The 23,056-nt window shown below is 66.9% G+C and carries 12 protein-coding genes; 7 read left to right on the top strand and 5 right to left on the bottom strand.

What is annotated here, in order from left to right:
- Positions 1 to 46: 46 nt before the first annotated feature.
- The gene (locus AC1DKR_RS03985) at positions 47 to 481 is read left to right on the top strand and encodes a DUF1801 domain-containing protein (RefSeq protein ID WP_478031241.1); all 435 of its coding nucleotides are present in this window, start codon (positions 47 to 49) and stop codon (positions 479 to 481) included.
- A gap of 34 nt (positions 482 to 515) precedes the next feature.
- On the top strand, positions 516 to 923 hold the full coding sequence (locus AC1DKR_RS03980) for a DUF1801 domain-containing protein (protein WP_336025951.1): 408 nt from the start codon (positions 516 to 518) through the stop codon (positions 921 to 923).
- An 82-nt stretch (positions 924 to 1,005) separates the two neighbouring features.
- On the opposite strand, the gene AC1DKR_RS03975 is transcribed toward AC1DKR_RS03980, so the two are convergent.
- Positions 1,006 to 2,478, bottom strand: coding sequence for an MATE family efflux transporter (locus tag AC1DKR_RS03975; protein ID WP_363730566.1), 1,473 nt, complete (start codon positions 2,476 to 2,478; stop codon positions 1,006 to 1,008).
- A gap of 62 nt (positions 2,479 to 2,540) precedes the next feature.
- On the opposite strand from AC1DKR_RS03975, the gene AC1DKR_RS03970 reads away from it, so the two are divergent.
- From AC1DKR_RS03970 to AC1DKR_RS03960, 3 genes are all read left to right on the top strand, one after another.
- Positions 2,541 to 2,780, top strand: coding sequence for a hypothetical protein (locus AC1DKR_RS03970; protein WP_478031239.1), 240 nt, complete (start codon positions 2,541 to 2,543; stop codon positions 2,778 to 2,780).
- Between the two features lie 9 nt (positions 2,781 to 2,789).
- Positions 2,790 to 3,197 carry an RNA-binding S4 domain-containing protein gene (locus AC1DKR_RS03965; protein WP_363730569.1) on the top strand — a complete coding sequence of 136 codons (408 nt, stop codon included), beginning with the start codon at positions 2,790 to 2,792 and terminating at the stop codon, positions 3,195 to 3,197.
- Positions 3,198 to 3,329: 132 nt separating this feature from the next.
- Positions 3,330 to 4,526, top strand: a complete 1,197-nt coding sequence (locus AC1DKR_RS03960; protein ID WP_478031236.1) for a glycoside hydrolase family 5 protein — start codon at positions 3,330 to 3,332, stop codon at positions 4,524 to 4,526.
- 145 nt (positions 4,527 to 4,671) lie between these two features.
- Here the strand turns inward: AC1DKR_RS03960 and katG are convergent, their stop codons facing one another.
- The 4 genes from katG to AC1DKR_RS03940 all read right to left on the bottom strand — a co-directional run bounded on the left by katG (position 4,672) and on the right by AC1DKR_RS03940 (position 10,991).
- A complete protein-coding gene (katG, locus tag AC1DKR_RS03955) occupies positions 4,672 to 6,912 on the bottom strand; it encodes a catalase/peroxidase HPI (protein ID WP_478031233.1) in 2,241 nt (746 codons plus the stop codon).
- 144 nt (positions 6,913 to 7,056) lie between these two features.
- Positions 7,057 to 7,674 carry a DUF937 domain-containing protein gene (locus tag AC1DKR_RS03950; protein ID WP_428703333.1) on the bottom strand — a complete coding sequence of 206 codons (618 nt, stop codon included), beginning with the start codon at positions 7,672 to 7,674 and terminating at the stop codon, positions 7,057 to 7,059.
- Positions 7,675 to 7,793: 119 nt separating this feature from the next.
- Complete coding sequence (mutS, locus tag AC1DKR_RS03945) at positions 7,794 to 10,385, bottom strand: DNA mismatch repair protein MutS (protein ID WP_099783279.1); 2,592 nt, start codon at positions 10,383 to 10,385, stop codon at positions 7,794 to 7,796.
- 213 nt (positions 10,386 to 10,598) lie between these two features.
- Positions 10,599 to 10,991 (bottom strand): barstar family protein, encoded by a 393-nt coding sequence (locus tag AC1DKR_RS03940; protein ID WP_428703332.1) that lies wholly within the window; start codon positions 10,989 to 10,991, stop codon positions 10,599 to 10,601.
- Between the two features lie 369 nt (positions 10,992 to 11,360).
- Here AC1DKR_RS03940 and AC1DKR_RS03935 point away from each other — a divergent pair, with 369 nt between their 5' ends.
- A complete protein-coding gene (locus AC1DKR_RS03935; protein WP_478031791.1) occupies positions 11,361 to 13,037 on the top strand; it encodes a ShlB/FhaC/HecB family hemolysin secretion/activation protein in 1,677 nt (558 codons plus the stop codon).
- Between the two features lie 21 nt (positions 13,038 to 13,058).
- On the top strand, positions 13,059 to 23,056 hold a 9,998-nt coding region (locus tag AC1DKR_RS03930; protein WP_478031230.1), incomplete at its 3' end, for a hemagglutinin repeat-containing protein.

Genomic DNA, 23,056 nt, shown 5'->3' with positions numbered 1-23,056 from the left:
CGGGCAGCGGCGTACGCTCGGGCCTTCGACCCCCATGGCCCCTGCGATGCCCGCCAAGCGATCTGCCAACAGTGCTGCGCCCAAGCTGCTGTCCGGTGGTAACCCGCAGATCGCCAAGGGTGAGGGCGATGCGCCTGTGCAGGCGTATATCGCCGCCATGCCGGACTGGAAGCGGGCTGTCGGTGCACGTCTTGATGCACTGATCGAACAGGCCGTGCCCGGCGTGCACAAAGCAGTGAAATGGAACTCGCCGATGTACGGCATCGCCGCCGGTGAGGGCTGGTTCCTCAGCTTCCATTGCTTCACCCGCTACATCAAGGTCGCGTTCTTCCGCGGTGCGCTGTTGCAGCCTGTTCCGCCCGAACCATCCAAGAGCGCTGACACGCGCTACCTGCATATTCTTGAGGATGGGGTACTGGACGAGGCGAGGTTCCTCGACTGGGTGCGGCAGGCCAGCGAGCTGCCCGGCGAACGCATGTGATCTCCCAGGTTCTTTCCCCGTACGAGACCAAGCGATGGCCACGCAGAAGTCCGATCCCGCAGATGCTGCTCTCTCCGCTGCCGCCCTGATTGACGCCCGCATTGCCGAGCTTGCTGATTGGCGCGGTGACATCCTTGCCCGCGTCCGCGCGCTGATCCACGAGGCGCTGCCGGACGTGGAGGAAACCTGGAAGTGGCGCGGCACACCGGTGTGGGAACACAACGGCATCCTGTGCACCGGCGAAACCTACAAGCAGGCGGTGAAGCTGACCTTCGCCCACGGCGCAGCGTTGCCGGACCCGAAGCGCTTGTTCAACGCCAGCCTGGAAGGCGGTACGCGCCGCGCGATCGACATCCACGAAGGCGAAATGCCCAACGCTACGGCGCTGAAAGCACTACTGCGCGCCGCTGCCAGGCACAACGCGAAAAAGAAAAAGCGGTAGTGCCGGCCGCTGGCCAACAACTGCGCGATGTCTGCGACGTCCATGGAGTTGCCGGCCAGCCGCCGGCACTACCGGTGCATGTTCAACGCGGTGGGCTGGTTTCCAGCGCCGCATCCGGGTCGGCCACCGGCGAGGGCGGACAGGCGGGAATCTCCGATGGCGTGGCGAGTTCTTCGGCATGCACCGGTGTACTGATCATCCTCGCCTTGCGCCAGCCACCCCAGCGGTAATACGCCAGCGACAGCAGCATCGACACCAGCGAGCCGGCCGGGAAACTCCACCAGATCGCATCGGCACCCCAGTACGGCTGCAGGAATTCGGCGAACGGCACGCGCACGCCCCACAGCGACGCGGCCAGGATCAGCAGCGGCGGCAGCACCGCGCCGGTAGAGCGCACCACGCCGGAGATCACGAAGCTGACGCCGAAGAACAGGAACGAACCGATCACGATGTGGTTCAGGTGCCGCGCGATCTGCAGCGATTCGCTGCCCTGCGGCAGGAACAAGGCCAGCGAGTACTGGTCCAGCAGCACCAGCGGCAGGATCAACGCGCCGGTCAGCAGGAAGTTGAACGCGATGCCTTGGCGCGCGGTACCGCGCACGCGATCCCAGCGCTGCGCACCGACATTCTGCGCGGCCATCGACGAACATGCCGCACCGATCGCCATCGCCGGCATCTGCACGTAGTTCCACAGCTGCAGCGACGCACCGTAGGCCGCGCCGGTGTCGGTGCCGTACTGGTTGACCATCGTCATCAGCATGATCACCGACAGCGAGATCAGCACCATCTGCAGGCCCATCGGCACGCCCTTGACCACCAGCGCACGCAGGATGGTCATGTCCAGCTTGAACAGGTGCATGTCGACGCGGCCCAGCCACAGCGTGTGCCGCTTGTGCCGCATGTACAGCAGCAGGCCGGCCAGCGACAGCGTCTGCGACACCAGCGTGGCCCAGGCCGAGCCGGCGATGCCCAGTTCCGGGAACGGCCCCATGCCGAAGATCAGCACCGGGTTCAGGGCGATGTCCAGCACCACCGAGACCAGCAGGAAGCGGAACGGCGTGCGCGAATCGCCGGCACCACGCAGCGCCGCACTGAGGAAGGCGAAGGCGTACAGCGTCGGCATCGCCAGGAAGATGATGCGCAGGTAGGCCTCGGCCAACGGCAGCGAGGCGGCAGGCGTGCCCATCGCCGCCAGCAGCGGGTGGGCCAGGAACCAGCCGGCGATGGCGATGATCACGGACAGGCCGATGAAGAACGTGGCGCTGGTGCCGACCACGCGTCGTGCCTGGGCGATGTCGCGCGCACCGATGGCCTGGCCGATCAGGATGGTCGAGGCCATGCCGAAGCCGAACACCGAACCGATCAGGAAGAACATGATGTTGTTGGCGTTCGCGGTCGCGGTCAGTGCCGCTTCGCCAAGGAAGCGCCCCACCCATACCGCGTTCACCGAGCCGTTCAGCGACTGCGCGATGTTGCCTGCCAGGATCGGCAGCGCGAACAGCAGCAGGTTGCGGCCTATCGGGCCGGAGGTCAGGTCAAGCGGCGCTTTGGCCATGGAGTGGTGATCGATTCCCGGGAGGCGCACACTAGCATCAAGCCGGTTTGCAGGATGTGGCAATGCATCAACCACAACAGGCGATGCGGATGATCGTGGCGCCCTTGATCGCAGCGGCGCTGGCCGCATGTTCGTCAGGTGACCGGCTCGGCGATACCCAGGTGCGGCCGACCGACCGCCCCGAGTGCCTGGTCGGCAGCCAGCGCCAGGACCTGGCGGCCGGCACACCGGCATTGATCGGGGGTAGCGGCTGCCGCACCGACCCCGACAATCCGCGTCCCCTGAACAAGCGAACGGAGTAGTCCCTACCGATGTCCGAGCTTTCCCCGTTGGCGCCCAGCGTTCGTCTGGACATCTGGTTGTGGGCGGCCCGCTTCTTCAAGACCCGCAACCTGGCCAAACAGGCGATCGAGACCGGCAAGGTATCCGTGGCCGGGCAGCGCCCGAAATCCTCACGCGCAGTACGCGTGGGAGAGCAGCTGCTGGTCGATCGCGGTGAAGAACACTTCGAGATCCAGGTGCTGGGCCTGAGCGACCAGCGCGGTCCGGCGCCGGTGGCGCAGCAGCTGTATGCCGAGAGCGAGGCCTCCAAGGCGCGCCGCGCCGAACAGCGTGCGCTGCGCATTGCCGCGCGTGATGGCTACCAGGCGCCGGAGCACAAGCCGGACAAGCGCGCGCGACGGTTGATCCGCGCCCTGGGTGATCTCGACGCGCTATGACGCAGTGACCGGACTGAACCGGCTCGCGCTCCGGTAGCCGTCCACCTTGGTGGGCGCTGTGCCGCCTACACGCTCAGCCACCGTTCCGCTTGCGCCCCGCACGTTGGATCGTCCTCCTCATGGAAGCTCACCATGTTCCTGCGCCGCAGCCTGCTGTGCCTGGCCCTGTCCGCCGCCGTCCCGGTGTTCGCCGCCGACATCACCTTCTGGGATACCCCGCAGCGCGGTGGCAACAGCTTCAACGAAACGCCGCCCGACCGTGCCTACTTCCAGGGCCTGCGTGACACCGGCGCCACCTGGGTACGACTGACCCCGGACAAGTGGCGCAGTGCCGGCGGCCGCGATTTCCTGATGGGCGATGCCGACCACTATCAAGGACTGATCGATGCCGACGTGGCTACGCTGCGTCGCGCGCTGGATGACGCCAATGCCGTGGGATTGAAGGTGGTGCTGGTGCCGCTGTCACTGCCGCTACTGCGCTGGAAACAGAAGAACGGTGACGTGGTCGACCAGCGCCTGTGGCAGTCCTTCGACAACCACGCACCTGCGCAGCGCTTCTGGCGTGATCTTGCCGCCGCGCTGAAAGGGCATCCGGCGCTGGCCGGCTACAACCTGATCAACGAGCCGGCGCCGGAATACGGCACCACGCTGGCCGAACACGCCTCCCGCGAGGACATGCTGAAGTGGTATGCGGGCGTGCAGGGCGGACCGCGCGATCTGCGCCAGCTGTACACGGAACTGGTGGCCAGTGTGCGCGCGGTCGATGCAGACATGCCGCTGATGCTCGACGCTGGCTGGTACGCAGCGGCCGATGCCTTCGATTACTGGCCGGCGACCCTGCAGGACACGAAGCTGCTTTACAGCGTGCACATGTACGAGCCGTACGCGGCCACCAGTGCGCCGAACCAGAAGCGCAGCAAACCGTACCGCTATCCCGCCGAAGTGCCGTTTGGCGACCGCAGCGAGCGCTGGGACGCCGCGCGCGTACGCAGCTACCTGCAGCAGCCGATGGACTGGGCGAAGACACATGGCATTGGTGCCAACCGGATGGTGATCGGTGAGTTCGGCTGCATGCGCCGCTGGCCGGACTGCGGCCGCTACCTGCGCGACGTGCTGGACGTGGCCGAGCAGCAGAAGGTGCACTGGGCGTTCTACGCATTCCGCGAAGACGGTTGGGATGGCATGGACTACGAACTGGGCGACAAGCCGCTGCCGGGATCGTACTGGCAGGCTATCGAAAAGGGCGAAGCAGCGCAGCCGCCGCGTTCGATGCAGGCGCCGCTGTTCGCGCCGATCCTGGAGCGGTTGAAGGAAGGGGCGCCTCGGTAGTCGCCCACCTTGGTGGGCGTTGTGTCCGGTGCCAACCAAGGTTGGCATCTACCAAGTCATGACCCCGCGGTAGCGCTTTGGTAGTCGCCCACCCTGGTGGGCGCTTTGCCAAGTGCCAACCAAGGTGGGCACCTACCATATACGGTCAACCGTGCAGGTCGTAGCGGTCCAGTTCCATCACCCGCGTCCAGGCGGCGATGAAATCCTGCACGAACTTCTTCTCGCCATCGGCACTGGCATACACCTCGGCCAACGCGCGCAGCACGGCGTTGGAACCGAACACCAGATCCGCACGGGTGCCGGTCCAGCGCGCAGCGCCATCGTTGCGGTCGCGGCCTTCGTAGCTTTCGCGGCCGGTCGCCTTCCAGGTCGTCCCCATGTCCAGCAGGTTGACGAAGAAGTCGTTGCTCAACGTGCCGGGGCGGTTGGTGAACACGCCGTGCCTGCCGCCATCGACGTTGGTGCCGAGCACGCGCAGGCCACCGACCAGCGCGGTCATTTCCGGTGCGGTGAGGGTCAGCAGCTGCGCCTTGTCGATCAACAACGCCTCACCCGGCACGCTGTAAGCGCCCTTGAGGTAGTTGCGGAAACCATCGGCAGCCGGTTCCAGCACCGCGAACGATTCGACGTCGGTCTGTTCCTGGCTGGCATCGGTGCGGCCCGGGGTGAACGGCACACTCAGGTCATGGCCGCCGGCCTTTGCCGCCTGCTCGATGCCGACGCCACCGGCCAGCACGATCAGGTCGGCCAGCGACACCTGCTTGCTGCCCGTGCCGTTGAACTCGGCCTGGACCTTTTCCAGCGCGGCCAGCACCTTGGCCAGCTGTTGCGGCTGGTTCACCGCCCAGTCCTTCTGCGGTGCCAAGCGCACGCGTGCACCATTGGCGCCACCGCGCTTGTCCGAACCGCGGAAGGTCGAGGCCGAGGCCCACGCCGTGGACACCAGCTCGGCCACGCTCAGGCCGGTCGCTGCGATCTTCTGCTTCAGCGCGGCGATGTCCTTGGCGTCGATCAACGGGTGCCTGGCTTCCGGCACCGGGTCCTGCCAGATGAATTCCTCGGCTGGAATCTCCGGGCCGAGATAGCGCGCACGTGGGCCCATGTCGCGATGGGTCAACTTGAACCAGGCGCGGGCGAAGGCATCGGCGAACGCCTGCGGATCAGCAAGGAATTTCCGCGAGATCTTTTCGTAGGCCGGGTCCATGCGCAGCGACAGGTCGGTGGTCAGCATCGTCGCGCGGTGCTTTTTCGACGGATCGTGCGCATCGGGAATCACCGCATCCGCATTCTTGGCGACCCACTGGTGGGCGCCGGCCGGGCTCTTGCTCAGCTCCCATTCGTTGCCGAACAGGATCTCGAAGAAGTCATGGCTCCACTGCGCGGGGGTGCGGGTCCAGGTGACTTCCAGGCCGCTGGTGATGGTGTCGCCACCCTTGCCGCTGCCGAAGCTGTTGGCCCAGCCCAGGCCCTGGCTTTCCAGGCCCGCTGCTTCCGGTTCCTTGCCGACGTTGTCGGCCGGGCCTGCACCGTGGGTCTTGCCGAAGCTGTGGCCACCGGCGATCAGGGCGACGGTTTCCTCATCGTCCATCGCCATGCGGCCGAAGGTGTCGCGGATGTCATGCGCGGCCAGCACCGGATCGGGATTGCCATCCGGGCCTTCCGGGTTCACATAGATCAGGCCCATCTGCACCGCGGCCAGCGGGTTTTCCAGTTTGCGCGAGTGCACATCGCCATCAGCGTCGTCATCGGACACCAGCACGCCGTGGTTCTCTTGCACGCCCTCCGAGCCGTGCTTGTAACGCACGTCGCCGCCGAGCCAGGTGGTCTCGCGGCCCCAGTACACGTCCTGGTCCGGCTCCCAGGTATCGGGACGGCCGCCGGCAAAGCCGAGCGTCTTGAAGCCCATCGACTCCAGTGCGACGTTGCCGGTCAGGATCAGCAGGTCGGCCCAGGAAATGGCCTGGCCATATTTCTGCTTGATCGGCCACAGCAGGCGCCGTGCCTTGTCCAGGCTGACGTTGTCGGGCCAGCTGTTGAGCGGAGCGAAGCGCTGCTGGCCGCGGCCACCGCCACCACGGCCATCGTCGATGCGGTAGGTGCCGGCGCTGTGCCACGCCATGCGGATGAACAGGCCGCCGTAGTGGCCGAAGTCGGCTGGCCACCAGTCCTGCGAGTCGGTCATCAACGCCTTCAGGTCGGCCTTCAGGGCGCTGTAGTCCAGCCCGTTGAAGGCCTTGGCGTAGTCGAAGCCCGCATCAAGGGGATTGGAGCGTGTGGAGTGCTGGTTGAGCAGGTCCACGCGCAGCTGGTTCGGCCACCAGTCGCGGTTGGTCGTCGCATCACCGACGACGGCATGGTTGAACGGGCACTTCGCTTCGCTTTTCATGGGTCTCTACCTGTGGGCTGGCGAATGAGGGAATCAGATCGCTTACCCACCATAGGCATCGCCTAATGATGGGTAAATTCGATTGATTCAACCGATGCGATAGTGGCTGCCTATGGCCGGCAGCGCTTGCACCGTTGTGCGCGATCAGCGCTTGAGCAGGCCCGCGCCGAGCTTGAACAGATCGCTGGCGCCGAACTGGCCATCGCCGTCCTGGTCGAGCGCACCGCCGAGCAGGCTGCCGATGCCGCCGCCGGATTGCTGTGCTTCCTGGCCCAGGGCCTGGCTGAGCTGGCCGGCGTTGCCGCTCTGGGCAAACCGCTGGGCCAGGAACGACATGACGATGGGGGCAAGGATTGCCAGCAGCTGGCTGGACTTGCCGCTGTCCAGGCCGGTCTTCTGGCCCAGCGCTTCGGCCGCCTGCGAGGTCTGCCCACCGAACACGTGGCCGAGGATGCCGGCACCGTTGGTGGCGTTGCCGCCGCCACCGCCCATCACCGCGCCGAGGATGCTGCCGAGGTCGAAACCGCCACCACCGCCGCCGGCCGAGCCAAGGTGGTCGCGCTGCAGGGCATTGAGGAGGGACTGCGCACCCTGCGGCTCACTGGCGTTCTGGCCCATTGCGCCGAGCAGCAGGGGCAGGGCGCTGCCGACGGCCTGGGTGGCCTGGCTGCTGTCCAGGCCGAGCTGCTGCGACACCTGCTGCAGGCCTTGGCCCCGCTGCAGCTGCTGGAAGAGGGATGCAGCGAGGGATTCGGTGTTCATGGCGGTCTCCGGTCTGTGAAGGACGAACCGCCCGAGCATAACGCCGTGTACACGACGGCAATGCGAAGGCTTCATGGCGGGCGTCCGCCGGGCAGGGCCGGCGGAACATGCGGCCTGCCTTACAGCAGCGCCTTCAACCGGTACAGCGCTTCCAGTGCCTGCTTAGGGGTCAGCTCGTCCGGGTCGATCGCGGCCAGCGCCTCCTGCGCCTTGTTCGGCGGAGCGGCAAACAGCCCGAACTGCTGCGGGGCATCCAGCGCCTGCGGGGCGAGTTCGGCGGCATGGCTTTCGCCGCCGCGCTGTTCCAGCTCGGCCAGGCGTCGGCGCGCCTGTGCCACGGTGGCACGCGGCAGGCCGGCCAGGGCAGCCACCTGCAGGCCAAAGCTGCGGTTGGCCGGACCGTCCTTCACTGCATGCATGAACACCAGCGCTTCGCCGTGCTCGACGGCATCCAGATGCACGTTGGCGATGCCGCTGCGGCCGCCTTCGTGCTGTTCGTCGGCCAGCGCGGTCAGTTCGAAGTAATGGGTCGCAAACAGCGTGTAACAGCGGTTTTCGTAGGCGAGGTGGCGCGCCACCGCGTCGGCCAGGGCCAGGCCGTCGTAGGTGGACGTGCCGCGGCCGATCTCGTCCATCAGCACCAGCGAATGCGCAGTGGCGTGATGCAGGATGTAGCTGGTTTCGGCCATCTCGACCATGAAGGTCGACTGCCCGCGGGCAAGGTCATCACCGGCGCCGATGCGGGTCAGGATGCGGTCGATCGGGCCGATCAACGCGCGACTGGCCGGCACGAAGCTGCCGATGTGGGCCAGCAGCACGATCAGCGCGTTCTGCCGCATGTAGGTCGATTTACCGCCCATGTTCGGGCCGGTAATGACCAGCATGCGACGGTCCGGGTGCAGGTCCAGGTCGTTGGGCTCGAACGGCTGGTCACGCACCGCTTCCACCACCGGATGGCGGCCGCGCTCGATCTTCAGGCACGGCTCGGCCTGCAGTTCCGGGCGCGCCCAGTCCAGCGCCTGCGCACGTTCGGCGAAGGCGGCCAGCACGTCCAGTTCGCTGAGTGCGGCAGCACACTGCTTGAGCGGCTCCAGCTGGGTGCCCAGCGTGTCCAGCAGCTGCTCGTAAAGGTACTTTTCGCGCGACAGCGAACGGTCGCGGGCGGACAGTACCTTGTCCTCGAATGCCTTCAGTTCTTCGGTGATGTAGCGCTCGGCGTTGGTCAGTGTCTGCCGGCGGGTGTAGTGCACCGGCGCACGGTCGGACTGGCCCTTGCTGATTTCGATGTAGTAGCCATGCACACGGTTGTAGCCGACCTTCAGGGTGGCGATGCCGCTGCTCTCGCGCTCGCGCTGTTCCAGGTCGACCAGGAACTGGTCGGCGTGGGTCGACAGGCGGCGCAGCTCATCCAGCTCGGCGTCGAAGCCATCGGCCAGCACGCCACCATCGCTGAGCTTGAGCGGCGGCATGTCGGCGATCGCGCTGGCCAGCAGGTGGGCGCATTCGTCGTGTTCGCCGAGCGCGGCGTGCAGGGTCTGCAGGCGCGGTGAATCCAGTGGTGCCAGCACCTCACGTACGGCCGGCAGCAGGCCGAGGCCATCGCGCAGGGTGGAGAAGTCGCGCGGCCGTGCCGAGCGCAGGGCAACGCGGGTGAGGATGCGTTCAAGGTCGCCGAGGCGGCGGAACTGTTCGCGGATATCTGCGTCCGCGCCACGGTCGATCAGTGTTTCCACCGCGTGGTGGCGCTGCACCAGCACCTCGCGCAGGCGCAGCGGCCGATGCAGCCAGCGGCGCAGCAGGCGGCCGCCCATCGGCGTCACCGTGCTGTCGAGCACGCCGAGCAGGGTATTGCGGGTATCGCCGTCGACGCGGGTGTCCAGCTCCAGATGGCGCCGCGTTGCCGCGTTCATCGCGATCGCTTCGCCGGCGGTTTCCATCGAGATGGAGGTCAGGTGCGGCAGGCGCTGTTTCTGGGTTTCCTCGACATAGCCGAGCAGGGCGCCGGCAGCGGCGGTGGCGCGCGGCTTGTCGTCGATGCCGAAGCCGCTCAGGTCATGCAGCTTGAAGAAGTTCAGCAGCTGGCGGCGGCCACTGTCGGCGTCGAACAGCCACGGTGCGCGGCGACGCACCCCGCTGCGCTGGCGCAGGAACTCCGGCCAGTTCTCCTCATCCGGCACCAGCAGTTCGGCCGGTTCCAAACGCGCGAGTTCGGCCTCCAGCGCGTCATCGGTGTCCACTTCGTTGACCAGGAAGCGGCCGCCGGCCAGGTCGGCCCAGGCCAGCCCATAGCCGTTCTTGTTGCGCGACAGGGCCATCAGCAGGGTGTCGCGGCGCTCATCCAGCAGCGCTTCGTCGGTGACCGTGCCGGGGGTGACGATGCGCACCACCTTGCGTTCGACCAGCCCCTTGGCCAGTGCCGGGTCGCCGATCTGTTCGCAGATCGCCACCGATTCGCCCAGCGCGACCAGTCGTGCCAGGTAACCCTCGTAGGCGTGTACCGGTACACCGGCCATCGGAATCGGTGCACCACCGGAGCTGCCGCGCTGGGTCAGGGTGATGTCGAGCAGGCGCGCGGCCTTGCGCGCGTCGTCGTAGAACAGCTCGTAGAAGTCGCCCATGCGGAAGAACAGCAGCAGGTCCGGATAGTCGGACTTGGCTGCGAAGAACTGCTTCATCAGCGGGGTGTGTTCGGCGGACTTGTCTTTGGACATGGGACTCGTGGATCAGGGGCGTCCGTTCGCGCCGGAAGGCTGCGGCAACGGAGCGGGTACAGGGACGTCCATGGTAACGGCTAGGGGCCCGGGGTGCCTCGATTGCCAGAGGGAACCCGGCCCATACGAACAGGTGCCGTGGCAGGTACGGCCCGTGGGCACGGAGATGGTGGCGCGCAGAACCGGTTGCGCGCATCGGTGTCGACGCCGGCCTCAGGCCGGCAGCAGCGCAATGTTCGGGTGGCTGGCGAAGATCTCCATCACGATGTCGAAGTAGGTCTGCCCCTCGCCGCGTTGCAGGGCGTCCAGCTGGCGGCCGATGGTTTCGGCATTGAACGTACCCGGCTGCCGCAGCTTGTCTTCCAGCCACGCGCGCGTGGTCTCCAATCCCAGTGCCTCGCGGCTGTGGTCGATGTCGCGCCAGACCACCGTGGCGGATTCATGCCCGGCCAGCGCGCCATGGCCGCCGTACAGCAGATCGTCCAGTGCATCGAGGCTGGGCCCGAGCTGCCAGTCCGCGTCGGCCATGAATATCCGGTTGATCTCCGCATAGAGGCTGGGGATGTCAACGATGGCGGTGCCTTCGATCTGCAGGAATACGGTCATGCGCCGACTGTAGCGTGGGCGGGCGAAAGGCGTTGTGCTGAACGCCGTTGCTTTGCGACGTGGCGCGTGCGTACGCATACTCTGGATCTCTGCCTGCGGTGTTCTGTCCCGTAGTCCTGGGCATTTGAAAATTGCCCTATAGAAATCCTCCGGGCGGCCGATAGCCTATGCGCCACTTCGCGTCGGGCGCAGTGGCATGCCGTTGCATACCCCCGGCGAACCTCGATTCAAGCCATTGGGTTGGCCCTTCTCCTTTTCGGGAGCAGGACCGCTGACGCGTGGCATCAACACGTGGAATTGATTGTGCAAGCAAGGAAGATGTCTGTGCGCGGTGCGCGCCGCAGTGGTGGAGGGTTGGTGCTTCTGGGCATGGCCTTCAGTGTTGCTGCCCAGCAGGTGGGTGACCCGGGCGCGCACGAGCTGCTGCGCCAGCAGGAACGAGAACGCGTGCTGCGCGAGCAGCAGGAAAGCCGGCCCGATGTACGCCTGGAGAGCAGCCAGGGTGAACAGGGGGAGCGTCTGCCAACGCAGGAGCAGCCCTGCGTGCGCATCGACCGCATCGTGCTGGAGGGGGAGGGTGCCAAGGGCTTCCAGTGGGCATTGGCCGCAGCCGATCCGCGCGAAGATCCCGCCAGCGGCCGCTGCCTGGGCACTGAAGGCATCAACGTGGTGATGAAGCGCGTGCAGAACGCGATCATCGCGCGAGGCTATGTCACCACCCGTGTGCTGTCGGCACCGCAGGATCTGAATACCGGCACGCTGACACTGTCGGTGGTGCCCGGGCGATTCCGCGAGGCGGTGTTCACCGAGGCGGATGGGCGGCATCCGGCCATCGCCAATGCGCTGCCGATCCGCAGTGGCGGCCTGTTGAACCTGCGCGACATCGAGCAGGGGCTGGAGAACCTGCAGCGCGTGCCCACTGTCACTGCTGACATCAAGATCGCACCTGCAGACGGCGAAGGCGCCGCGCCCGGGCAGAGCGACCTGAACATCGACTGGAAACAGCGTTCGCCGGTGCGTGCCAGCCTGACCCTGGACGATGCAGGCAGCCAGGGCACCGGCAAGCTGCAGGCCAACGCCACGCTGTCGTTGGACAACCCGCTGGGCCTGAACGAGCTGTTCTACGTCAGCGCGGGGCGCGGGGTGTTCAATGGCAAAGGCAAGGACACCAACAGCTGGACCGCGCACTACGACGTGCCCTACGGCTACTGGCTGTTCGGCGCCACGGCCAGTGCCTACGACTACAGCCAGACCGTGGTGGGCGCGTACGAAAGCTATGACTACAGCGGCCGCAGCGGCAACGCCGAGGCACGCGTGGATCGCCTGCTGCTGCGCAATGCCAAGACCAAGCTGGGCATCTACGGTCGCGGTTGGCAGCGCACGTCGAAGAACTACATCGACGATACCGAGATCGAGGTACAGCGTCGCCGTACCTCGGGCTGGGAGCTCGGCCTGACCCACAAGCAGTTCATCGGCGCGGCTACGCTTGATGCCACGCTGGCATACCGGCGCGGCACCGGCGCCTTCCATGCACTGCGCTCCCCGGAAGAGATGGCCCAGGCGTGGGATCCAACCCTGCCGTTGGAAGGCACCTCGCGGATGAAGGTGATCACGGCTGACGCGCAGTTGAGCGTGCCGTTCCAGCTGGGCAAGCAGCGCCTGCGCTACACCGCTGCCTGGCGCGCGCAGTGGAACCGCACACCATTGTCGCCCCAGGATCGCTTTGCGATCGGCGGCCGCTACACGGTGCGTGGCTTCGATGGCGAAAGCTCGCTCAGCGGTGAGCGCGGCTGGTCGCTGCGCAACGACCTGTCGCTGGGCATCGGCGGCGGCCAGGAGTTCTACGTCGCCGCCGACTACGGCCGCATCGGCGGGCCATCGGCGCAATGGCAATCCGGCCGGGATCTGGCCGGAATGGCATTGGGCCTGCGCGGCGGCTGGCAGCAGCTTTCCTGGGACGGCTTCGTGGGCTCGGCCCTGCGTAAGCCCTCCAACTTCCCGACTGACTACACCACCTTCGGCTTCAGCCTGGCGTGGCGCTACTGATCTGGCACAAGGATTCGTGAAATGAACAGCATCTATCGCCTGGTTTTCAACCGCGCGCTGCGCGTGTGGCAGGTCGCTTCGGAACTGGTGAAAGGCGGTGGCGGCCTGGTCGGCCAGGTCGCCGGCCGGCAGACGGCGGCCGTGTCGCCGCTCGGCTTCGCGCTGATGTGCGCGTTGGGATGGGTCAGCCTGGCGCCCGTAGCTGTAGCGCAATCGGTCGGCCACATCGTCTCCGATCCCAACGCGCCCGGCCGTGAGCGCCCCACGGTGGTGACCGCGCCGAACGGTGTGCCGATGGTCAACATCACCACGCCGTCGGCCGGTGGTGTCTCACGCAACCGCTACTCGCAGTTCGATGTCGGCCGTGAGGGCGTGATCCTCAACAACGCGCGTGGCCAGGTGCAGACGCAGTTGGGCGGTTGGGTGCAGGGCAATCCATGGTTGGCCACCGGCAGCGCACGGGTCATCCTCAACGAGGTCAACGGCCCGGCCAGCCGACTCAATGGCTATGTGGAAGTGGCCGGACAGCGCGCCGAGGTCATCATCGCCAATCCGGCCGGTATCCAGGTCAACGGTGGTGGTTTCCTCAATGCCAGCCGCGTCACGCTCACCACCGGCACGCCGGTGTTCAGCGGCAGCGGTTCGCTGGAAGGTTATCGGGTCAGTGGTGGGGCAATCGAGGTCAACGGCGATGGCCTCGATGCCAGCCGCGCCGACTACACCGACCTGATCACCCGATCGCTGAAGGTCAACGCCGGCATCTGGGCCAACCAGCTGCAGGCGACCCTCGGCAACAACGTGGTCAGTGCCGACCACAGCCAGGTCAACGCTGCGGCGGCCAGCGGCGATGCGCCGACCTTTGCACTGGATGTGGGCGCGCTGGGTGGCATGTTCGCCAACAAGATCTGGCTGGTCGGCAATGAACACGGTGTGGGCGTGCGCAATGCCGGCAGCATCGGTGCCCAGGCCGGCGAACTCGTGGTCACGGTGGATGGCCGGCTGGAGAACACCGGCGCGCTGCAGTCACTGCAGAACGTGCGCGTGCAGGCGAGCGGCGATCTGGCCAATGCCGGCACCATCGCTGCCACGCGTGAAGCTGCGATCACCTCCGGTGGCACGCTGGACAACAGTGGCGGCAAGCTCAATGCACAGCGCCTGCAGCTGCAGGCACAGGCCCTGCGCAACCATGGCGGCGCCATCGAGCAGACCGGCGTGCAGGCGTTGAGCCTCAACGCGGGCAGCGTGAGCAATCGCAGCGAAGGCCTGATCGGTGCGCTGGATGCGGTGGCGTCGGGCGGCTCCGGCGGTACCCCCGGCAGTGGCACCTCGCCGGGAAGCGGCGGAACGCCAGGTACCGGTGCGCCCGGAACCGGCACGCCCGGTACGGGTACTCCGGATACACCGGGTACCGGCACTGGCGGCGGTACGCCGGTGACGCCGGCTGTTCCGTTGGCAGCCGGTGTGCTGGACATCGCCGGCACGCTCGACAACGACGGCGGCAGCATCAGCAACGGCGGTCGTGTTTCGCTGGTTGCGGGCAATGGTCTGGACAACAGCGGAGGCCGCCTTGGTGTGGCCTCGCTGCGCGCCACGGGCGATCTGAACAACGATGGCGGCACACTGCAGGTGCACGGTGACGCTGCGCTGCAGCTGGGCACGCTGTCCAACCAGAATGGCGCGCTGAGTGTGGCCGGTGCGCTGCAGCTGCAGACACAGTCGCTGGACAACCGGGCAGGCGAGCTGCGCCATGCCGGGAGTGCCGAGTCGGCCTGGACAGTGCAAGGCGCGTTCAACAACGAGGGCGGCCTGCTGGCGACCAATGCCGAGCGCCTGACGCTGGGGGCAGGTCGGGTCTTCAACGCCGGTGGCCGCATCGAGCACGCCGGTAACGGCGGCCTGTTGCTGACCACGGGCGACTGGACCGGTGCCGGCGGTCGCCTGAGCACGCTCGGTCGCCTGGACTGGACGGTGGGCAATGCGGACGTGCGCAATGGCACGCTCACCGCAGCGCAGTTCCAGATCGTCGCCGGCACGCTGGACAACCGCGGCGGCAGCCTGCTGTCGCTGGGCAACCAGGGCAGCGCGCTGCGCGCCGGTACGCTGGACAACAGTGCCGGTGGCACCGTGGCCGGCAATGGCGAGCTGCACCTGACAGCGACCACGCTGGACAACAGCAAGGGCCTGCTGCAGCAGGCCGGCAACGGCGCGTTGCGTGTACACGCCGATACGCTGCGAGGCAGCGAAGGCCGCCTGCTCAGCAACGGCGACCTGTCGCTGACCGGTGGCCAGCTGGATGTGAGTGGCGGCATCACCTCGGCGCAGAGCGTGCAGATCCAGGCCGACGGCCTGCGCAACGCCGGTGGCCAGATCGTGTCGCTCGGCAATTCCGAGTTGGCGCTGGAGTTAGGTGGCACCTTCGACAACCAAGGCGGGCAGGTGCTTGGCAATGCGGGCCTGCGCATCGATGCGGGCCGCATCGACAACCAGAAGGGCACGCTGCAGTCGGCCGGTAGCCAGGGCGCGACACTGACCGTGCGCGACGATCTGGACAACAGCGCCGGTGCGATCTCTGGCAACGGCCAGTTGCAGCTGCACGTCGGCAGCCTGCTCAACCAGGGCGGCAAGGTGCTTGCGGCGGGCAGCGGCTTGTTGCAGGTGCAGGCCCGCGAACTGTTGGACAACAGCAACGGCGGCCGCCTGGCCGGCACGGGCGACGTGCTGCTGCAGGCGGCGCGGCTGGACAACCGCAGCGGTGCAATCGAGCACGCGGGCAGTGGCACGCTGCAGATCCGTGCCGATGCGCTGCAGGGCGCGGCGGGCCGGATTCTCAGCCAGTCGGCGCTGACGCTTGAGGGGGGCGAGCTGGTACTGGGTGCCGGCAGCACCACCCAGGCCGAGCGCATCGCGATCAATGCCGAGCGCCTGGACAACGCCGGCGGCAACCTCAGCGCCACCGGCAGCGACGCACTGCAGCTGCGCGTGGCGCAGGCCGTGGACAACAGCGGCGGCACGATTGCTGGCAACGGCGCGCTGGACGTGCAGGCCGGTGAACTGCTCAACCGCAAGGGCACGCTCAGTGCTGCCGGTGCAGCCGACAGCACGTTGCAGGTCAACGGTACGCTGGACAACCATGAAGGCACCATCGCCAGCAATGCCAACCGGCTGATCCTCACTGCCGCACAGCTGGACAATACCGCCGGTGCCATCCGCCAGGCCGGCAACCAGGGCCTGGATATCACCACGGCCCGCCTGGATGGAAGCAAGGGCACGCTGGTCTCTGCGGCGACGCTGACCCTGCGCGCGGATGAGGTAGACCATCGCGACGCAACGCTGGGGGCTGATCGCTTCGACCTCGAGGCCGGAACGCTGGACAACACCGGCGGCCGCATCATCGCAAGTGGCGAGGGTGCCAGCCGCATCCATGCCACCACGCTGGGCAATGCCGGCGGTACGCTGGCCAGCAATGGTGACCTGACGCTGCAGGCGCAGACGCTGGACAACAGCGCAGGCAAGATCCAGCACGCCGGCAGCGGCCAGTTGCAGGTGCTCGCACAGACCCTGCTGGGTGCGGGTGGCAGCGTGCTCAGCAATGGCACGTTGGTGCTGGAGGGCAAAACGCTTGACCTGTCGAAGGCGACCACCTCGGCGCGCCGCATCGACGTCACTGCCGACAGCCTGACCACCGCCGGCGGTGCGCTCACTGCCACCGGCGAAGAAGCGCTGCGCCTGCGGGTGCAGGGGCTGCTGGACAATCGCGGCGGGTCGCTGGCCAGCAATGGCGTGCTCGACGTTTCCGCGCGGCAGCTGATCAATGCGCAGGGCACCCTGCAGGGCGCCGGCAGCCGCCGTTCCACCCTGGCCATCGGCGAGGCACTGGAAAACCAGAGCGGGCGCATCCTGCTGGGTGGCGCGGGCACGATCAATGCCGCCAGCCTCGACAACCTCGGCGGTACTGTCCATGCCGGCGGCAGCGAACTGGTGCTGGGCATCGACGGTCGTCTCGACAATGGCAGCCAGGGCCTGCTGTCCAGCACTGGTTCGATGACGCTGGACGCTGCCAGCCTCGACAACCGGCACGGCACGGTGGTGGCAGGCAAGGACCTGCTGCTGACCACGGTTGCAGGCGTGGACAACAGCGATGGCGCGATGCAGGCCGGCGAGCTGCTGCAACTGAAGGCCACTGGCCTCGACAACCAACGCGGCACGCTGCTGGGGGGGCAGCTGACCGTCGATACCCGCGGCCAGCGGCTGGACAACAGCGCAGGTACGCTGGGTACGCAGAAGGGTGCGCTGACCGTGCACAGTGGCGCGCTGCTCAACCAGGGCGGCCGGGTGCAGTCGGCCGCCGATCTGCTGATCGATACCGCAGCGCAGACCATCGACAACCGGGACACCGCCAGCAGTGGTGGCCTGTTGGCGGCGGGCACACTGCAGCTGGACGCTGGTGCGCTGGACAACCGAGGTGGCACGCTGAACGCACAGGGCGATGCGCGGCTGGTGCTGGCCAGTGCCGACAACAGCGCCGGCGGTACGCTTGCCAGCGCGGCGGGCCTGTCGCTGCAGGCGACGACGCTGGCCAACGGCGCCGGGCGCGTGCAGGCCGGGCGCAATCTCGACCTGACCCTGAGCGGGCACCTGGACAACACTGCCGGCGCGATCGCCGCCGGCCAGTTGCTGACCCTCACCGCAGCCAGCGTCGACAACCGTAATACCCGCGGCGGCGATGGCACCCGCGGCCTGCAGGCAGGCCAGCTGCAGTTCGGAACGCAGTGGTTGGACAACAGCCAGGGACAGATCGTCACCGATGGCGGCGCGCGGTTGCAGGTCAACGGCCAGCTGCAGAACAACGGGGGTGTCATCACCACCGGCGGCAACCTCGACAGCAGTGCCGACAGCGTTGCCAACAGTGGCGGCCTGCTGCGGGCCGATGGCAGCCAGACCCTGGTGGCACGCGCGCTCAGCGAGGACGGCCAGGTACACGCCCAGCGCGACTTGAGCCTGACCCTGCAGCAGGGCCTGAGCAACCGCGGTGAATGGGTGGCCAACGGCACGCTGGCCCTGCATCTGTCCGGCGACCTGGACAACCAGGGCGTACTGCGTGGCGGCAACCTCGATCTCAACGCGCAGAACATCACCAACGCGGCCAACGGCGAGATCTCCAGCGAAGGCATCACCCATCTCAATGCACGCGGCCAGCTGACCAATCGCGGCCTGATCGACGGCAAGGTGACCCACCTCGAAGCCGACGTGCTGGACAACCTTGGCACCGGCCGTATCTATGGCGACCACGTGGCGATCTCGGCCGGCGTGCTGAAGAACCATGCCGAGGATGCCAACGGTGCCACCCGCGTCGGCACCGTGGCCGCGCGCGAGCGCCTGGACCTGGGCGTGCGCGAACTGCAGAACACCGGCAAGGGCCTGATCTACAGCGGCGGCGATGCGGCCATCGGTGGATCGCTCGGGGCTGATCGCATTGCTGCGGGCACGGCCGGCAGGATCGACAACATCGGTTCGATCATTGATGTGAGCGGCAACCTGGCGATCGATGCGGGCGTGATCAACAACATCCGTGAGAACGTGGTCATCACCCAGACCACCACGGTGAACGCGCCGGTGCGCATGGATCGGCCGGCATGGTGGCGCAACGGCAAGAACGGCACCGAGAACATCCGCAGTACCAGCCACTACATCGCCCAGGAGGTCTATTACCTCAACCCGGCCGATATCCTGGAAGATACGCCGCACATCACCCCCGACGGCTTCACCGTACACCGGGCGGTGGTGCGCCTTACCGCGCAGACCAGCGCGTACTTCTTTGGACGTGGTGGCCTGTATGCCGCGCTGGGTGAGCGTTCGCGCCTCAACCTGCAGGATGGCACCGTGGTGCTGTACTACGTAGGGCGCCAGGACAACCAGGCCAACCCGGACCAGGCCGGCAGTGGCGCCGACGATCCCTTTGCCGAGCTGACCCATCTGCACCCGGATTCGCCGGCATTCCGCTATGTCGATGACAAGCTGACCTATTCACCGGCCTATGGCACCTGCACCACCAACTGCGTGCAGCTGTGGACCTACAAGGACTATGCCCCGGACCAGCACCTGACCAATCCGCGCGGTTCCGGCGGCAACAACGTCAGCAGCAACGAGCAGTACCGCATCGCCACGCAGACGGTGACCGAGGATGTTCTGGGGCCAGGCGTAGGCGCCGATGCGGTCATCCGCTCCGGTGGTGCAATGCGATTGCGTACCGATGATCTGCGCAATCACTACGGCAGCATTGCCGCCGGCGGCAATCTCGACATCGTTGGCCTGGGTGGCACCGCCAAGGTGGAGAACCTGGCTGCGACGCTGTATCGCACCCATGCTTTCAACAACGTGGGGCACACCTTCTCCGGCGACCTCGTCACCTGGAGCAACCCGGCGATCTCCGAAGTGACCGGGAAGATCGGCGGCAGCATCACCAGCGGCGGCACCCTGACCATCGACGTTGGCGATCTCAGCAACCTCAACCAGGGGCGCAACGCACCCAACGTGCAGGATGGCGCGGCAATGGCCAACCTCAACGTGCAGGGGCCGAAGACGCTGCCGGACGGCCCTGGCCATAACGGTGCGCAGGGACCGGGCCACAGCGTAGGGACGGGGGCGGAACGCGCGCTGGCGCAGGCGGCCGTTGCCGCCGGCACGCAGCAGGGCGGCACGGTCGGGGGCATCGCCGGCAATGGCGCCGCATCCGGTTCGCGCGTGGTCGCCGCCGCCGGCGGCTCGTCGGACCGCATCGCGATGGGCGCGCCGGATACCCGCGCACCCACGGCCAGCCTGTTCAACGTCAACCGCAACGGTGGCAATTATCTGGTTGAAACCGATCCGCGCTTCACCGACCACAAGACGTGGCTGAGCTCGGACCACCTACTGGGGCAGATGGGCTACTCGCCCGATACCGTGCAGAAGCGGCTGGGTGACGGCTACTACGAACAGAAGCTGGTGCGCGAGCAGATCGGCGAGCTGACCGGCCGCCGCTTCCTTGATGGTTACGCCAGCGATGAGGCGCAGTACCGCGCGCTGCTGGAAGCCGGCGCTACCGTGGCCAGCGAATGGGGCCTGCGCCCGGGCGTGGCGCTAACCGAGGCGCAGATGGCGCAGCTGACCAGTGACATTGTCTGGCTCGTCGAGCAGACCGTGACCCTGGCCGACGGCAGTACCACCACCGCACTGGTGCCGCAGGTCTACCTGCGCCTGCGCCCGGGTGACCTGGATGGGCAGGGCGCACTGCTGGCCGGTGCCAATGTCGATATCAAACTGGCCAATGGCCTGGTCAACACCGGTGACATCGCTGGCCGCAAGCTGGTGACCATCGATGCCGGCAACATCGAACACCTGGGCGGCAGCATCTCAGGCCAATACGTCGGGTTGGCGTCGGACAAGGACATCCGCATTGCCGGTGCATCCGTGACGGCGACCGATGCGCTCTCGGTGCAGGCGGCGGGCAATGTCACGGTGACCTCCACGGTGGAAACACAGCGGGGCGGTGGTACCTACCAATTCGAGACCAACCGCATCGATCGCGTCGCCGGCCTGTATGTGACCAACCCCAGCGGCGACGGCATGTTGTCGGTGGTGGCCGGCGGTGACATCAGCCTGCAGGCCGCGCAGATCCGCAATGCCGGCACCGATGGTCTTACCCAGTTGGCGGCAGGTGGGAATCTGGATGTCGGCGCGATTGCGCTGGACGAGCGCCGCGATGCCACCTTCGACGACCGCAACCACCAGCGCAGCAGCAAGACAACGCACGCTGCCACGTCGGTACAGGGTGGTGGCGATGTAGTGCTGGCTGCTGGCAAGGACATCAACCTGGCCGCCGCGCAGATCAAGGCCGGTGGTGGACTGGCGCTGCAGGCCGGTGGTGACATCAACAGCCAGGCATTGGTGGACAGTGAGAGCCGCGACTTCGCCAATGCGGGCAAGCGCAGCTCGCTGCAGGTCAGCCAGAGTGATGAGACGGTGCGGGGCAGCACGCTGCAGGCAGGGGACAATCTGCTGCTGAGCGCTGGCCGCGACGTGAACCTGACGGCCGCGCTGATCGACAGCAGCGATGGCGCAGTCAGCGTAGCCGCTGGTCGCGACGTCAACCTGCTCTCGGCCAACGAGACGCACGACTACAGCCTGGACAGCTACGAGAAGAAAAAGAAGACGCTCTCCAGCACCACCACCACGCGCAGCGTCGACAACAGCGACAGCTATGCCATCGGCACGGCGATTCAGGGCGAGAGCATCAACATCACTGCCGGTCGCGACCTGACCGCAGTCGGTGCGGTGGTCGATGCCACTGGCAACGTGATTCTGGGGGCGGCCAACAACGTACTGATCACGGCCGCCGAAGACCATCACAGCAGTGAGTCCAGCGAAAGCAAAAAGAAGTCCGGCATTACCGGAGGCTTTGGCAATGGCGTGGCGTCGGTGGGCTACAGCAGCGCGAAGAACAGCAGCACCAGCGCCGAGCAGTCCACCACCCAGGTCGGCTCGGCCATCGCCTCACGCGAAGGTAATGTGCTGATCAATGCCGGCAACCAGCTGACCATTGCCGCTTCGGACGTCGCCGCTGGCGAGAACCTGACGCTGGTGGGCAAGGACATCGCGCTGCTGGCGCGGCAGGATACCACGGACAGCCAATCCAGCCAGGCGAGCAAGTCCAGCGGCTTCTCGGTGGGCGTGACCTACGACCCGACCAAGGCCTACCGCAGCGCCCGCGACTCGACCACCGACGGCATGGCCGACAGTGGCTCGGCGATGGGGCGGATCACCCGCACCGCTGAAGGTGCGGCCTCCGGCCTGCGTGCAGCCACCACGTCGACCGTGGTGACCGCCGGCAGCCAGCGGTCCAACAGCGAGCAGAGCCATTCGACCAGTGACGCGCGTGTCAGCCAGCTGGCTGCCGGTGGCGATCTTACGCTGATTGCCAACGGAGGCTCGATCCTCAGCCAGGGCACGCAGATGTCGGCCGAGGGCAATGCCGTGCTGCTGGCCACCAAGGACATCGTGTTCGACGTTGCCCACAACACCGAGCGCAGCGACAGCAGCAGCCGGGGCAAGGGCTGGGGCCTGGCCAACAACACCAGTGGCCTGCCGTTTGGCACCAACAACTCGCAGAGCGACGGCAGCGGCAGCAGCGACACCATCACCGGCACTCAGTTGTCGGTGGGAGGTGGCGTGCGCATGGCCACCACCGAAGGCAACATCAGCCTGACCGCGGCCAACATCGCCGCCGAGAAGGACGTGAACATCCGTGCTGCCGGTGATCTGCTGGTGCGTAGCGGGCAGGACACGGTCAGCAACGCCAATACGTCGGACAGCAAGGCGATCGGCTCGGTGCAGATTTCTGATACCGAAAAGTTCTCCGGCTGGCACCGCGAGCAGCACCAGGACGACAGCGCGCAGGTGTCCCAGGTGGCCAGCAGCATCGGCAGCCTGGGCGGCAGCGTGAACCTGACGGCTGGCGGCAAGTACACGCAGACGGCCAGCAACGTAGTGGCCGCCAAGGACGTGAACATCACTGCCGCCGAGATCGAGCTGCTGACCGCCGATGAAAGCGGTCATTACTCGCAAAGCGACAAGGACCTGAAGATCGGCGTGTTCGCACGGGTGAAGTCGCCGCTGATCGACCTGATCAACAACGTGGACGCGGCCCGTCAGTCCGATGACCGCCTGCAGAAGATGCAGGGCATGGCCGCCGGCGCCAACGCGTATCAAGCGGCCAGTGCGATCTCGGCGCTGTCCGGCCGTGCCGGCAGCGGCGAGCTGTTCCGGGCCGAGGCAGGCATCGGCTTCAAGACCGCCGACAGCAGTGCAGACGGCAGCAGCATGGTTTCGCGAGGTTCGACCATCCAGGGCGGCGGCAACGTCAACCTGACCAGTACCACGGGCGACATCCACGTAGTGCAGGGCAACCTGAGCGCAGGCAACACACTCAGCCTGGATTCTGCCGGCGACATCCTGCTGGAAGCGGGCAAGGCGCACGTGGCAGA

It is taken from the genome of Stenotrophomonas sp. 01N47 (assembly GCF_056399165.1).
The sequence above is the reverse complement of the archived record's forward strand: the minus strand, read 5'-3'. Positions and strand labels throughout refer to the sequence as shown.